A 14,138-nucleotide genomic window follows, 5' to 3' on the forward strand; every position below is an offset into this window, starting at 1 on the left:
GAATTTGTAAAAAATACTTGTGAATTTTTACTAAAAAGAGCGCTGAGCACCTTTAAAAGCTACAGTATCTATAATTTTGGCTTATTTCAGATCATCGAAGTGAATTATTTTTTCGAAAAAAAATAAAGTTCCAGGCGAAACATAAGTCTTCTATTTATTTACAAATAGTAAACATTATGATGTAAAAAAAAATAAAAATAGTGTCGTGATTTTTAGGTTTTTCTGGAAACAGGAAAGTTGCGCTTTACTTTCAGCACAATATCGGAAAGGGATCATTGATTAGAAGAGCAGTACTCAGGTCTTACAAATCGCTGCAGGCTGGCAGGACTTAAAAAACTCATAAGCTCTTTTTTCTGCATAAGAATACATTGAATTACGCAACGGAAAAGCACAGTGCCCTCCGTACCTGGGGGTTTCAAGATAAACATAAGCACTGTCCTGCGCTATAGCTCTGGGGTAACACCTTTCGCCTAAAAACGGATCGTCGAGCGAATTAATAATTAAGACGGGAGTGGTAATATTTTTAAGGGAAAATTCCGGGGAAACACGCTGATAATAATCATCCCGGCTGGCAAAGCCGTGAAGCGGTGCCGTAAAATAATGGTCTACTTCATCAAAAGAAGAAATGCTGTCAATCTGGTCGCTGTTTATAAAATCAGGAAACTGTGCTGCTTTATATTTCAGCTTTCTTTTAATATCAATTGTAAAATTCTTTAAATATACCCGGTTAAACCCCTGTTTGAGTACCGCAGCACTTGTTGCAATATGAGTCGGTACCGAAATGCATACTCCTGCCTTTATACGCGTATCGATTTTTGTCCAGCCAAAATAGTTCAAAAGCTGTACGCCTCCCATCGAATATCCGATCAGGTAAACCTCTTCAAATCCTTTTTGTAAAACAAATTTGACTACCTCGTCCAGATCATCCACTGCACCGTGATGATAAAGCCTTGGCAGACGGTTCATCTCTCCTCCACAGGTGCGGTTGTTCCATGCGAAAACCGAGAAATCTTTCTCCTGAAAATAAACCGCGCAGCTGTTGTTATAGGTTCTGCGGGAATCGCCTTCTAATCCATGACATAGAATAACTGCTTTTTTAGGATCATTTATAATAAAATCGATATTGATAAAATCTCCGTCATTTAATTCATGCTTTTCCCTGGTATATCCGGGTGCATCAAACTTTTTAAACAAAGCAGCATAAATAGTCGAAATGTGCCTGTTGCGATGAATAATAGAAGGGGAATTATATTCTGATTGTTCAATTATAGGCATAATAGAAAAGTTTTTGGTGCGTAGCACAAATTTATGAAATCAATCAACATGTAATTTAAAACTGTCTTTTTTATTTCATAGCCTCACTGACGGACAGAGGGAATGACTACAAACGGTTCAAATTCAAATTTTTACGTCTTTGATTGCCATTGTTATTGCTGCTGTTGCTGCAAATGATCCATATAGGCTAATTGTTCTTTAACACGCAATGAAACTTCCTGAAGCTTGACATCATTTATTTCTTCGAACTGGCGTCCGTCTTCATAACCAATCGAAACACAAACCGAAAGGGTCTGCCTTGCCAGCCCTTTAAAAGTTCCTTTTATGGGGGTGCAATCCGTAAAATTTCGTCCCACAGACAGCCGGACATGATTGTCCATCGTCCAGATATTGTTGGTAGGATCTAACCCTAACCAGCCTTGCTTTGGCGTATAAATTTCGACCCAGGCATGAGTGGCGCCTTCGCCCCTCAGACCACTTTCATTAGGGCAGATATAACCGCTTACATAACGTGACGGAATTCCAGCAGTACGCAAAAGCTGCAATAAGATGTGCGCAAAATCCTGACATACGCCTTTTTTGAGTGTCAGAATTTCATCAACAGTAGTTTCGATATTGGTTATTCCTTTGGTATAGGTAAAATTCTCAAAAACATAGGTATTGCATTGCTGCGCAATTTCGATAATGGATTTATCCGCAATGTTGATTGTATCCAGAATTCCGGTAATTTCATTTTGTTTCTGAATATCATCCCTGTAGCAAAGCCGTAATAATAAAATACTCTTTTGCTTTTCTTCCTCAATATCAGCTACGGAAGTGGCATCAAGATCCGGAATTTTAAGGGAATGATTGACGCGGACCAACATTCGGGATTCAATTGTCATTTCAGAATGAGCTTCCAAAACATTGAAATTCCCGACACGATTTCCATAATAATCTTCAGAAATATCAACATCAGGATTATGTGTAATTAAAATTTGATATTGCAGTACTTCCTGATTTTCAAAATGATGGGGAAAAAGCCGAATTTCGTTGATACTTTCTTTTATAGGGTAATTGTATTGGTATTTTGTGAGGTGCACTATTTTGAAAACCGCCATAATTTTAGGTGTAAGAAAAGAATAATTTCGAGAAATCTGTTGAGAACTGAATAAGCTGATTTTTGGTGTTTTTCAGCACATCTTCTAATTCCTGATTGGTCAAATGCTGATAATCCGTAAAAGCTACATAACTTTTCAGACGCCCAAATTGATTCAGCAGGGTCCGGGCTTCACTCAAATCATTGTCTTTAAACAAACTGTCTAAATACGTATTGATTAAATCAAGCGTATAAATGACCGAATGAGCAAAATCCTTATTGAAAATAACCTGATGTACCACTTTTCGATTATGAGAAATGTTGGAATAGCTTTTTAAATAAAGTTCATACCCCGAGAGTGACAACAGCAATCTACGCCAGTAAATTAAATCTTCTTCACCTTCGAGATTGTAATTTATGGGAGAAAAATAAGCCTGAGTCATCGAAATGGTCTGCAGGCACCTCTCGATATGTTTGCCAATACTCGAAAAACACCAGCCCAAACCTCTTGGCATGGTCACCTGAAGAATCCCGTTGTAGAGGAGTAAATCCTTATTGAGTTTCGTAATAATATTTAAGGCATCATGGGTTTCCAGCTTTTTGGGCAGATCCGGAGCATTCATATAATGATACATAGAATTGATGTGCTCCCATAGTTCTTTGGTTATTTTGTCCTGTGCGCCTCTCGCATTTTCACGCGCTTTAATGACGAGGTTCTTAACCGAATTATCATTTTGATTGTCACAAATGATGTATTTAAGGACATAAGTGGTGTCGTATTGAATGGCATGAATCTTATCCTGGGATAAATTGGTATAATATTCTAAAAGCGGTCTGTACCCCTGAGAATCGTTTATTTCTTTATCAAAAGATAAAATATAAGAAGTATTCAGCGTCAACAACATTCCATCGGTACGTTCCATGTAACGGTTAAGCCAAAACATTCCGTCTGCCACGCGGCTTAGCATATTTACTCCCATTTCTGACTATTATTTGAGGTTATAAAAAATAAAAATTATTTGATAATCCAGGTGTCTTTACTCCCGCCGCCTTGTGACGAATTTACGACCAGCGAGCCTTCGGTTAAAGCGACACGGGTCAGCCCGCCGGGAACAATCTGAATTCCTTTCGGACCACATAAAGCATAAGGCCTTAAATCGACATGACGCAACTGGAGTTTTCCATCAATCAGACACGGAACAGTACTCAACTGGATAATAGGCTGTGCAATAAAATTTCGAGGGGTTTTGGTAATGGCAATTTTGGCTTCCTCCATTTCTTCCTGAGTAGCTTTATTACCCATAATCATTCCGTAACCGCCACTCTGATTGGTTTCTTTAATCACCATATTTTCCATGTTAGCAAAGACGTATTCGCGTTCGTCCAGATTTTCCATTCGGTACGTGGGAACATTTTTAAGAATGGGTTCTTCGTTGAGATAATACCGGATCATATCCGGCACATAAGCATAAATCGCTTTATCATCGGCAACGCCATTTCCTACGGCATTTACCAAAGCTACATTTCCTTGTCTGTACGCGCTGATTAATCCCGGAACGCCAAGTGCGCTGTCGGGTTTAAAAACCAACGGATCGAGATATTCATCATCTAAACGGCGATAAATTACATCAACCTGCTGCAAACCCGAAGTAGTTTTCATGTACACACGACTGTTATTCACCACCAAATCCCGGCCTTCCACCAAAGGAATTCCCATCTGCCGTGCCAGATATGTATGCTCATAATAAGCTGAATTGTAAACGCCCGGAGTCAGTAAAACTACATTTGGATTTGTAATCGTGCGCGGTGAAAGCGAGACCAGAATACTATGAAAAATCATAGGATAATTGCTTACCATACTCACATGATTTGACGAAAGCATATCAGGAAAAATACGTTTGGTAATTTCTCTGTTTTCGAGCATATAACTCACACCGCTTGGGCATCGCAAGTTATCTTCGAGTACATAAAATTCTCCTTTTGCACCTCGTATTAAATCGATTCCGGCAATATGAACATGAATATTATGCGGCACTTTTATACCCTGAACTTCTTGTATGTAATGCGGACATGAAGCAATTAAGCCGGCAGGAATTATACCGTCTTTTATAATGAGCTGTTCGTTGTAAATATCCTCAAGAAATAAGTTCAGGGCCATTAATCGCTGCTTAATTCCGGATTCTACTTCGAGCCAGTCTTTTTGTGTGATAATTCTCGGAATGATATCAAAAGGAAAAATACGCTCAATTCCATTGGCATCATCACTGTAAACCGTAAAGGTAATACCCTGATTCATAAACAGATCAGAAGCCTGTTGCTGTTTGCTGGTTAAATTTTTGTGACTTAAACCCTGAAGCGTTTTAAAAACCTGACTATAAGAATCCCGCACACCTTCTTTTGAAAACATTTCATCCCAGCCGTTATCATTTAAATCTGGTGCTAATTTTGCCATAGATCAATTATTAAATAAATTATATATTAGCTTTTCATTGAAAAATATTCATTTAATTATCTAAAATACAAATTTATTTACCTATAAAAATCAAATTAAGTATCAATTTTACAATTTATACAATATTCCTTTTTTAGGGTTTCTATTTTGAAAATAGTATTTTTTATAGCTGTGTTTTTTTTCAATTCTCTATTCGAAAAAAAAATGAAATGGCAAAACGATTAATTTTCTAAAGGTTTTATCTGCATTTGTCGTAGAAAAAAGCGGTAAGACAGCAACGCACACTAGTGGTAAATGCATATGAAATAGTTTGGGTGTAAATGCAAATTATGTAACAAAGCATCCTTAGAAAAGAACTAAATTTGAGATGTTTACTAAAAAAAAACTATTATGAAAAAAATTTCAATACTTCTGTTATCCATTTTCTTTTTCTCGTGTCAGCAAAAAGAAACTAAGACTACTCCTGTTCCCCCTTCCGATCCCGTTATAGTGAAGAAGAATAAGGAAAACAACGAAGAGAATAAACAAACAGGGGATACCATTTTCCTGAATTTTAAGAATGAAAAAGGTGTGTTTGCAGCGGAAGGTGTTTTAGATTCTATTCATCAGAAAGTATATGTCAAATTTAACAATGAAGATTCAGGTGAATTGGCAGTAAAAATTATTCCCACTACAGGCAAAGGGAACATCCGTTTCAACCAAATTATATTTCCCGATAGAACCTCAGATGGCCCGTTTGGAATGGACTTGAAAATTCCCCTGAAGCAAAAAGGAAGTTATATTATGGTCATCGGACATTCGTTAATGGCTGATAATCCGTTCTGGGGCAAATTTGAAGTACAGCTTTTAGTTGAAAATCCGTAAATTGTAAAGTGTTTACTTTCTCAATAAACATTCTCTCTCTACTTCTTCTTCTTGCTGCAGTACATTTGTTAAATAACAACAAAAAATATGAAAATTTAGCAATCCTTCGTAAAAATTATATAAAACGGACTGTAGTAGAAACTGTACCTTTAAAAAAGTCTAATGGACCAATTTACCTGATAAGCTAATTAACTTAAACCGATTTATATGAAATCCGAAAATTACATTTTTACGTCTGAGGAATCTACAGGAGATATTACATCTTATGAAGAGCAGCTACTCCTGAATTATGATGATTATCTGGAAGGTGGTTTTGCAACTCCATTGACAGCCAAAAACCACTACAACTTGCAACTTGGAGAACTGGAAGAGGATCTTGAGGAAGATCTGGAATCAGAATACGATGAAAATGACTGGGAAGAAATAGAGGATGAGAATGAAGAAGACCCGGGGACTTTTCTAATGATAAATTAAAACTACATGAACAGCTGTTTATAAAGTCGATGAGGTACTCATCGGCTTTTTTTGTGCCGGTAAAAATTAACTTATAAATTCCGCTGGTGATTATGGTACGGGTTTATAGTTCTATATTAACGTAAAGGACAACTATTACTTATTCGACTGTAGCTCTACCGCAAAGTAAAATCAATAGTTATACCTGAAAACTTGCGAAAGTAATGTATTCGGCATGATTACTTAAAAATGGTCACGCTATCTGTAAGTTCAGCTTTATTGATAAATGCTTTGATAAAATCCTGAACTTCATTTGTATGCTCAGGCGCCGTCTCAAAATAATTGATATGAAATTCTTCATCCTTATCATCAATATGAATGATCTCTGTATACCCGTTGGAAATTAAGCTCCCTTTTAATTTAATAATATCGAACTGCTGCTGACTGTTTAATTCTTTACGTACCTGTAGTTTTATCGCTTTTTCCATTTTTAATTTATTTAAAATTAATCTTCATTCATTACATTATAAAATTAGATAATTTACAAGTCGAAAAAATGACTTTAACACTCTCTCAGGAAGTTTTTATTAACAATAACTTTAAGTCCGGAAAATAGTTGGAATAGTAAGGCGCCTGCCCTATTTGAATCGTATGTTTATTATGCAACAATAAAAGGTAAAGGTGTAAGAATAGATACCCTTTTAGACACACCTTTGAATGCTTTACCTCCATTAGGTTTTCGTCCTGTTACCTATTTCGATACAACTGATAAAATGGCATTTAATACAGATAAACGTCATTATTAGAAAAGCCTTACCTACTGCATCTATTGCCTTTAAACCGGAATATATTTAGCATTAAAATAGTATACCATGATGGTGCCGTTTTTACTGCAGCCGGAAAGATTTTATAAGTAGACATAAAATGGAAGATTATGTTTATTATGGACGCCCGTCTTATACGCTAAGTATTTGGCGGGTTTTCCATTTAAACACTGTTTCTCTTTTCGTTGTGAAAATTGAATACATTGATAAAAACAAAGACCAGTAGCTTCTTTAAGTAACAAAGTGTCTTGTCTTTGTGAAGTTATAAAATCAGCTTTTTGATCATTCCTTCAAAAATAAAGCCATGAAATGGCAGTACCGAGTACCAGTACAACTTCCCCATTATACCCCTTGGTTTAAAGGTAGCGGCCTGGTATAAGGTTGAATTGATAATTTTAAATTCGAGCCATGCTTCACCCGGAAGTCTCATTTCGGCATAGAGAATCAACTTTCCTTCCTTTTTGTTGGCGTACACGACCCGCCAAAAATCGAGTGCATCCCCGGCATGTATATCACTTTTATGGGTTCTTCCTCTTCTGGCACCGACACCTCCGAAAATTTTATCAATAAATCCTCGTAAATCCCAGAGCCAGTCTGCATAGTACCACCCTGTTTCTCCGCCAATAGACCAGATCCTCGAAATAGTATAATCCCTGTTTATGATTTCTCTTTTTCTACGATCAATAAAACAGTCTTTTTTGGGCACTTTAAGATAGCTGGCGACATTTCCTTTAAATTGTCCGCTTACCATAGAATCTTTCCAGCTTGAAATTATGGCATCTTCATTAATTTTTATTAAAGCCCTTTCTAGTGCCTGCTTGTAACTCATCGGTTTTATTCCCAGCAAGCCATTAATTCGGTTGTCACTGCATATCACTTCTACTTTCATACTGCTTACCAGAGCTGAAGCGAGTTTAAAAGATGTGGAGGTCACAAAATAAAGCCAGTAGGAGGATAATTTTGGAGTCATAACAGGCACTGTATAAATGTACCTTTTCAGTTTTTTTGCCTTTGCAAACTCCAGTAACATTTCTTTGTAAGTAAGGATGTCCGGACCTCCTACATCAAAACTCTGATTATAGGTGACAGGATTTAGCAGCGATCGAAGTAAAAATTCCAAAACATCCGTAATGGCAATCGGCTGACATTTGGTGTTGAGCCATTTGGGGGTAATCATAATCGGTAGTTTATTTACCAGATCGCGTATAATTTCAAATGATGCGCTACCCGAGCCCACAATAATTCCGGCTCTGAGAGTAGTACTCGCCATCATTCCGGTTTGTAAAATTTGCTCTACAGCCTTTCTTGAGGATAAATGTTTGGATAACGATTTATCATTAACAATTCCGCTGAGGTAAATAACCTGCTTTGCAGCAGTCCTGTTTAATTTTTTAATAAAATAACGGGCAGCAATACTTTCAAGTTCATCATAATTGACAGCGGAACCCGACATGGAATGAATTAAATAATAGGCTGCGTCAATATCATCAGGAATATTTTCTACACTTTTCGGATCCAGAAAATCCACTTCAATGACTTTTACATTGTCTGAAAATTCTTCGGGATAATAAAACCGGTTTTTATCTCTTACGCAGCAAATTACTTCGTGCCCCTTATCCAATAATAACGGTAAAAGTCTCTTGCCGATGTAACCTGTTGCGCCTGTTAAAAGAATTTTCATTTTGTATGTGGTTAAAGTTTAAAGGTAACCAGACCATAATCCATTTGAAAAATCTGACCTGATAGGGATCCTGCTTCTTTTGATATCAGGAAATTTACCATCTGGGCAACTTCCTGCGGTTTCAGGTAATTTTTCATTGGATGACGCTCAATCATGTTTTCTTTCATACGGTCATTTCGTAAAATAGAAGCCGATAGCGAAGTTTCCGTAATCGTGGGGGCAATGGCATTGATACGCACTGCGGGAGCTAATTCTGCACCAAGTGATTTTACAAGCCCTTCAATTCCTGCTTTAGCGGTAGCAATACTGGCATGAAACGGCATTCCCAGTTTTGCGGCAACTGTACTGAATAAAACAATTGACGGATTTTCGGCCTTTTTTAACGCAGGCAGATAGTGCTGAATTGCTTTTACCGCGCCAATAACATTAATCTCAAAATCATTCCTGAAATCATCAATACTTAAACTTAAAATCGGTTTTAGATTAATAGAACCCGGACAATAGATCAGCGTATCAATACTTTCAATCTCAGGCAATGAGTCCTGAAGTACATCAGCCTGAAAATGAACAAGATTTGGATGCGTGATATCCGGTACTGTCCTGCTGATATTATAAACCAAATGATGTTCGAGCTGCTGCAGTAAAATAGCACTGCCGATTCCTTTGCTTCCACCAATAATTACAATTTTATTCATTTTTTATCCAATTGAGTTGATACTATTTTAGGTTTATTTACAGGAGGTCTTCTGCTCAGCCAAAAGGAATACAAGATATTTAGTACTAATTTTTAGAACAATCTGATATATTTTTAAATAAACGCTCCCTTAAATGTTAAAGGTACTAAATGTTTAATCATTTTTAGTAAAAGTTAAACAAAAATAAAACTCTTTTTATTTAAATTAGCTGTCAGCCAAACTTTAAGCTGGACAAAGAACAGGTCCTTTATAAAAATGATTACACAACTTAAAATACAATCATATATAAAGTTGTTGATACAAAAGAACCTGAATCCGGTTGTGGTATTTACCGCACGATTGTTTGAAGTGTTGTTTGCATCAGTTCATCTTCAATAAGATACTATTAAAAGCAGCACAAAGCATACTGTGTAATTAGTTCCTGGTTGGAATTGTGAAACAGATGCAAAAAGTAATGTAAATAATTAGATAAGAAAATAAGTAGCTTCGCTTATAAAAACAAAATAAAATCGCTATGTACCAAAATCCGAGGCTTTTGAATGATATAGTAGATTCCCTTTCCTTACCTGTTGCGGTATACGTGGGAAGGAATTTAAAAATCGAGATTGCAAATCCTGCCATGATTAAGACCTGGGGAAAAGGAGATCAGGTAATTGGAAAAAATTACCTTGAAGTTGTTCCGGAAATTCAGGATCAGCTAATTCTCGATGAGGCCCTTACTGTGTTCAAAACCGGAATTCCGTTTCATGCCAAAGATAAAAAAGTAGATTTGGTTATCGCGGGGGAAATGACCGAGCATTATTTTAACTACAGTTTTATTCCCCTTTTTGATGAACAGGGAAATGTATACGGTATACTCAATACAGGTGTTGATGTCACAGATTTACACCAGGCTAAAGAGCAGCTAAAAAGCTCAAATGAAAAACTTACTATGGCAATTGATGCCTCTGGTATGGGAACCTATGAAATAGACCTGGCAACAAAAAAAATAAAAACCTCCGGAAATTTCAACTCCATATGGTCCGTTGACAGGGAAATTACGAATGAAGAACTGATAAGCAAACTGCATCCGGATGATTTGGCCGTGCGTGAAAAAGCGCATCAGGAAGCTTTAATTACGGGAAATATAAGCTATGAGAGCAGAATCCTTAACGAGGACCAATCTGTAAAATGGACAAAAATTAACGGTAAAATTATAAAGGACGATAATGGTACTCCTAAAACTATTATAGGAATTATTCAGGATATTGATGAACAGCGGGCATTTGAAGAAGAGTTAAAAAAACAGGTTTCAAATCATACCGAAGAATTACAGCGTTCCAATAATGACCTTTTGCATTTTGCAGGTGTCGTAAGCCACGATCTTAGGGAACCTGTCCGAAAAATTAAAATTTTCAATACTCTTTTAAATAATGAAAAAAAATCCGGGTTTTACAGAAATTCGAGAAAATACATTCATAAAATTGACCAGTCTGCAAACAGGATGGAAAATATTATAGAAGGCATTCTCGCTTATTCTACCATCGACAAAACAATTCAGCCATTTGAAAAAATAGATCTGAATGAAATTATTGAAAATATCAAAACAGACCTCGAGCTAATTATAAAAGAAAAGGGTGCGATCCTAATCACTTCTGATCTTCCCGAAATGGAAGGCGCTCCTATTTTAATCAACCAGCTTTTTTATAACCTGCTTCAAAATGCACTGAAATTCTCAAAAGCAGATCTGCCGCCCAAAGTAATTATAACCAGTTCGATTGAAACCATCAACGGCGTGGATTCGGTAAAAATTACAATCAAAGATAACGGTATCGGACTTGATCCTGCTTTTAATGAAAGAATTTTTAATGCTTTTGAAAGACTGCATTCCAAAGATCAGTATGAAGGAAATGGCCTCGGTCTTGCTCTTTGCAGAAAAATCGTAAAAAGACACAACGGAACAATTACGGCTATCGGAGAACAAAACAATGGAGCTGAATTTATAGTAACATTGCCTTTAAAACATACAACCAATCCGGTTTAAAAGCAACTGACTTTGCGGGAATTCTTTTCCTTCTTTATCTATTTCAATCGCACTTATTAGTAAAGCAATGGTTTATTGTAATTTGAATAACGATCATCCGTCCAAACAATATTTCCTGCCTTTACACCTGAATTTAAAGAAGACATAACCAACTATTCATCAATATTTTACGATACTAAATACAATTAGAAAACGCCCACTCTAAATTTAGAATCATTCTACCTTTTTTCACCTCGTCTGCTTTAAATTTTAAACTAATTTTATTTAGTCATTAAATAGGATTCAGAACAAAGATATTGCGGACCATTACCTTCGTTCGGAAAACACCTTCTTTGTAAAATCATAAAATCCGGAATAAATTAAAATAACTGCTAAAATGATGCTTATGGAAATTGAAAATCATTACATCAACAGAAGCGGCTGGCTTAGGGCAGCTGTGCTCGGGGCCAATGACGGAATTTTATCTACAACCAGTTTAGCCATTGGAGTGGCAGCAGCGAGCGTAACAAGAGAACCTATTTTACTTGCAGCAGTTGCAGGACTGGTAGCCGGGGCACTTTCTATGGCTGCCGGCGAATATGTATCGGTCAGTTCACAGGCCGATGTGGAAACTGCTGATTTAAAACGCGAGAAATTAGAACTGCAAAATATGCCCGAATCTGAACTTGAAGAATTAACGCTTATTTATATTCAGAGAGGATTAAATAAAACATTAGCCAAACAGGTTGCCATAGAATTAACCGCTCATGATGCGCTCGGAACGCATGCCCGTGATGAATTAGGGATTAATGAAATCACAAAGGCCAATCCTTTTATGGCCGCTTTTGCATCCGCGGCATCTTTTATTGCCGGAGGTTTGCTGCCTTTGCTGGTTGCTATTTTCGCTCCTATAAAAGACATGGTGGTGTATCAGTACGGATTTTCAATTCTCTTTTTAGCCTTATCGGGAATACTGGCTGCAAAAGCAGGCGGATCACATACTCTTAAAGCTGTTTTACGTATCTGTATCTGGGGGACTATTGCAATGCTAATGTCTGCACTGGTTGGTTATCTTTTTGGGGTTCAGACTTCTTAAAAAAAAAAAGCTGTTCTGTCAGCCTCAAAAATTAATCTAATCTTAAGCAAATTAAGAAAATAAGATGGGCAACAAATCGTTATTTCGTAAGTATCTAAAACAAACTGCAAAATGAAACTAATTACCTTGTTTTTATTAATAACAGTACTTCCCATAAACTGGGAACCTGATTTTAACAATGCCAAAAAAACGGCAAAAGAAAAGCATGAATTAATATTACTGAACTTCTCCGGATCCGACTGGTGCGGTCCGTGCATTGTACTTCGAAGGGACTATCTTGAAAATGCCGCCTTTACAGAAATGGCCAATCAAAATTTGGTACTTGTAAATGCTGATTTTCCAAGAAAAAAGAAAAATATCGGCACCGCTGAACAGGTTAAACGTAATGAAGACTTAGCGGAAATTTACAATAAAGAAGGAAGTTTTCCCCTTACCCTGCTTCTTGATGCTGATGGAAAAGTACTCAAAACCTGGCATGGAAAACCGGAAACTACTCCGGAGGAGTGGACTGCAGAAATAAAAGCGATCTGTGATAGCAAAAAGTAACATAGTGAAAAATCAAAAATATTCGCAATCCCTAAAACTCATGGGGAACAACTTTACTATTACCGTTGTCGCTGAAAATGAGGAAATCGCAAATGCGAATATTGAACTTGCAATCGAAGAAATCAGAAGAATTGAAAAACTTCTTACTACCTATAAGGAAGACAGCCAAACCAATCTGATCAATGAAAATGCAGGTATTAAACCGGTAAAAGTAGACGCTGAGGTTTTTAATCTCATCGAAAGATCGATTGGAATTTCACGAATTACACAGGGTGCTTTTGATATTTCTTACGGGAGTATCGACAAAAGCCTCTGGAATTTTGATAAAACCATGACCAGACTGCCAGATGCAGAAACGGCTTTAAAAATGGTTCATCTAATTGATTACCGGAATATTATCCTTAACAAAGAAAACACCACCGTATTTTTAAAAGAAAAAGGAATGCGAATTGGTTTTGGCGGCATCGGAAAAGGCTACGCCGCCGAAATGGCGAAGCAAGTCTTACTTAAAAATAATATCCAGAGCGGTATCATTAACGCCAGCGGAGATCTTAGCGCGTGGGGGTTACAGCCAAACGGTAAAAAATGGACCATTGGCGTAGCAGATCCGGACTCGCCCAATGCTGCTTTTTCCTATACCGAAGTATCCAATAAAGCGGTGGCAACTTCCGGAAATTATGAAAAGTTTGCCCTCATTAACGGTAAAAAATATTCCCATACTATTGATCCAAAAACAGGTTTGCCGATAACCGGAATCAAAAGTGTTACCATTATCGCTTCAAATGCAGAATTTGCAGATGCAATGGCCACTCCAATTGCGGTTATGGGAATCAAAGCAGGTTTGTATTTAATAGATCAGATACCCGATTTATACTGCATTATAATTGACGACAATAATAAAATTTACACATCCAAAAACATCCGTCTAAAATGAAAAAGCCAAAGCAAAAAATCCCCGCATTGTTATGTACTGCTGCTTTTACAGCCCTTCTGTTTACCTCCTGTACTTCGGTAAAGGAATACCAGAAAGGAAAAATCAACGATTCTGAAATGGTACTTTCCAACAGGAAAATCGAAAAAACAGAACTTAGTTTTCAATCCTACCGCGAAGGAGCTTCCGGGGCAAATTCAGGAAAAAGCGGCGGTGGCTGCGGCTGTAACTAATTTTTATA

The 14,138-nt window shown here is 37.0% G+C and carries 14 protein-coding genes; 7 read left to right on the top strand and 7 right to left on the bottom strand.

Annotation, left to right across the window (positions count from 1 at the left end; genetic code table 11):
* Positions 1 to 294: 294 nt before the first annotated feature.
* From GJU43_RS19995 to GJU43_RS20010, 4 genes are all read right to left on the bottom strand, one after another.
* Positions 295 to 1,275 (bottom strand): YheT family hydrolase, encoded by a 981-nt coding sequence (locus GJU43_RS19995; RefSeq protein ID WP_154343294.1) that lies wholly within the window; start codon positions 1,273 to 1,275, stop codon positions 295 to 297.
* 152 nt (positions 1,276 to 1,427) lie between these two features.
* Positions 1,428 to 2,375, bottom strand: coding sequence for a transglutaminase family protein (locus GJU43_RS20000; RefSeq protein ID WP_154343296.1), 948 nt, complete (start codon positions 2,373 to 2,375; stop codon positions 1,428 to 1,430).
* 4 nt (positions 2,376 to 2,379) lie between these two features.
* Positions 2,380 to 3,333 carry an alpha-E domain-containing protein gene (locus GJU43_RS20005; RefSeq protein WP_154343298.1) on the bottom strand — a complete coding sequence of 318 codons (954 nt, stop codon included), beginning with the start codon at positions 3,331 to 3,333 and terminating at the stop codon, positions 2,380 to 2,382.
* Between the two features lie 35 nt (positions 3,334 to 3,368).
* Entirely contained in the window at positions 3,369 to 4,805 is a 1,437-nt protein-coding gene (locus tag GJU43_RS20010; protein WP_154343300.1) for a circularly permuted type 2 ATP-grasp protein, read from the bottom strand.
* Positions 4,806 to 5,195: 390 nt separating this feature from the next.
* Between GJU43_RS20010 and GJU43_RS20015 the strand changes: the two genes are divergently transcribed.
* Together GJU43_RS20015 and GJU43_RS20020 are read left to right on the top strand one after the other, a co-directional pair.
* Complete coding sequence (locus tag GJU43_RS20015; protein ID WP_154343302.1) at positions 5,196 to 5,669, top strand: hypothetical protein; 474 nt, start codon at positions 5,196 to 5,198, stop codon at positions 5,667 to 5,669.
* A gap of 207 nt (positions 5,670 to 5,876) precedes the next feature.
* Positions 5,877 to 6,143: a hypothetical protein gene (locus GJU43_RS20020; RefSeq protein WP_154343304.1), complete on the top strand. Its 267-nt coding sequence runs from the start codon at positions 5,877 to 5,879 to the stop codon at positions 6,141 to 6,143.
* Positions 6,144 to 6,361: 218 nt separating this feature from the next.
* On the opposite strand, the gene GJU43_RS20025 is transcribed toward GJU43_RS20020, so the two are convergent.
* The 3 genes from GJU43_RS20025 to GJU43_RS20035 form a co-directional block, all read right to left on the bottom strand.
* Positions 6,362 to 6,610, bottom strand: a complete 249-nt coding sequence (locus GJU43_RS20025; protein ID WP_154343306.1) for a hypothetical protein — start codon at positions 6,608 to 6,610, stop codon at positions 6,362 to 6,364.
* 598 nt (positions 6,611 to 7,208) lie between these two features.
* A complete protein-coding gene (locus tag GJU43_RS20030; protein WP_154343308.1) occupies positions 7,209 to 8,627 on the bottom strand; it encodes an SDR family oxidoreductase in 1,419 nt (472 codons plus the stop codon).
* 11 nt (positions 8,628 to 8,638) lie between these two features.
* Positions 8,639 to 9,322 (bottom strand): SDR family NAD(P)-dependent oxidoreductase, encoded by a 684-nt coding sequence (locus GJU43_RS20035; protein WP_154343310.1) that lies wholly within the window; start codon positions 9,320 to 9,322, stop codon positions 8,639 to 8,641.
* A gap of 535 nt (positions 9,323 to 9,857) precedes the next feature.
* On the opposite strand from GJU43_RS20035, the gene GJU43_RS20040 reads away from it, so the two are divergent.
* The 5 genes from GJU43_RS20040 (at position 9,858) to GJU43_RS20060 (ending at position 14,130) form a co-directional block, all read left to right on the top strand.
* Positions 9,858 to 11,345 carry an ATP-binding protein gene (locus GJU43_RS20040; RefSeq protein WP_229655094.1) on the top strand — a complete coding sequence of 496 codons (1,488 nt, stop codon included), beginning with the start codon at positions 9,858 to 9,860 and terminating at the stop codon, positions 11,343 to 11,345.
* 385 nt (positions 11,346 to 11,730) lie between these two features.
* Positions 11,731 to 12,420, top strand: a complete 690-nt coding sequence (locus GJU43_RS20045) for a VIT family protein (protein WP_154343314.1) — start codon at positions 11,731 to 11,733, stop codon at positions 12,418 to 12,420.
* A gap of 111 nt (positions 12,421 to 12,531) precedes the next feature.
* Complete coding sequence (locus GJU43_RS20050) at positions 12,532 to 12,966, top strand: thioredoxin family protein (RefSeq protein ID WP_154343316.1); 435 nt, start codon at positions 12,532 to 12,534, stop codon at positions 12,964 to 12,966.
* Positions 12,967 to 13,006: 40 nt separating this feature from the next.
* Positions 13,007 to 13,900: an FAD:protein FMN transferase gene (locus GJU43_RS20055; RefSeq protein WP_154343374.1), complete on the top strand. Its 894-nt coding sequence runs from the start codon at positions 13,007 to 13,009 to the stop codon at positions 13,898 to 13,900.
* Complete coding sequence (locus tag GJU43_RS20060) at positions 13,897 to 14,130, top strand: DUF4266 domain-containing protein (RefSeq protein WP_154343318.1); 234 nt, start codon at positions 13,897 to 13,899, stop codon at positions 14,128 to 14,130. The genes GJU43_RS20055 and GJU43_RS20060 overlap by 4 nt, the downstream gene beginning before the upstream one ends.
* The last annotated feature ends 8 nt before the right edge of the window (positions 14,131 to 14,138 follow it).

The organism is Flavobacterium sp. LC2016-23 (genome assembly GCF_009674775.1).
GTDB lineage: Bacteria > Bacteroidota > Bacteroidia > Flavobacteriales > Flavobacteriaceae > Flavobacterium.

Coding starts and splice junctions, on each gene's coding strand:
- GJU43_RS19995 (WP_154343294.1), bottom strand. CDS start 1,275: ATGCCTATAATTGAACAATCAGAATATAATTCCCCTTCTATTATTCAT.
- GJU43_RS20000 (WP_154343296.1), bottom strand. CDS start 2,375: ATGGCGGTTTTCAAAATAGTGCACCTCACAAAATACCAATACAATTAC.
- GJU43_RS20005 (WP_154343298.1), bottom strand. CDS start 3,333: ATGGGAGTAAATATGCTAAGCCGCGTGGCAGACGGAATGTTTTGGCTT.
- GJU43_RS20010 (WP_154343300.1), bottom strand. CDS start 4,805: ATGGCAAAATTAGCACCAGATTTAAATGATAACGGCTGGGATGAAATG.
- GJU43_RS20015 (WP_154343302.1), top strand. CDS start 5,196: ATGAAAAAAATTTCAATACTTCTGTTATCCATTTTCTTTTTCTCGTGT.
- GJU43_RS20020 (WP_154343304.1), top strand. CDS start 5,877: ATGAAATCCGAAAATTACATTTTTACGTCTGAGGAATCTACAGGAGAT.
- GJU43_RS20025 (WP_154343306.1), bottom strand. CDS start 6,610: ATGGAAAAAGCGATAAAACTACAGGTACGTAAAGAATTAAACAGTCAG.
- GJU43_RS20030 (WP_154343308.1), bottom strand. CDS start 8,627: ATGAAAATTCTTTTAACAGGCGCAACAGGTTACATCGGCAAGAGACTT.
- GJU43_RS20035 (WP_154343310.1), bottom strand. CDS start 9,322: ATGAATAAAATTGTAATTATTGGTGGAAGCAAAGGAATCGGCAGTGCT.
- GJU43_RS20045 (WP_154343314.1), top strand. CDS start 11,731: ATGGAAATTGAAAATCATTACATCAACAGAAGCGGCTGGCTTAGGGCA.
- GJU43_RS20050 (WP_154343316.1), top strand. CDS start 12,532: ATGAAACTAATTACCTTGTTTTTATTAATAACAGTACTTCCCATAAAC.
- GJU43_RS20055 (WP_154343374.1), top strand. CDS start 13,007: ATGGGGAACAACTTTACTATTACCGTTGTCGCTGAAAATGAGGAAATC.
- GJU43_RS20060 (WP_154343318.1), top strand. CDS start 13,897: ATGAAAAAGCCAAAGCAAAAAATCCCCGCATTGTTATGTACTGCTGCT.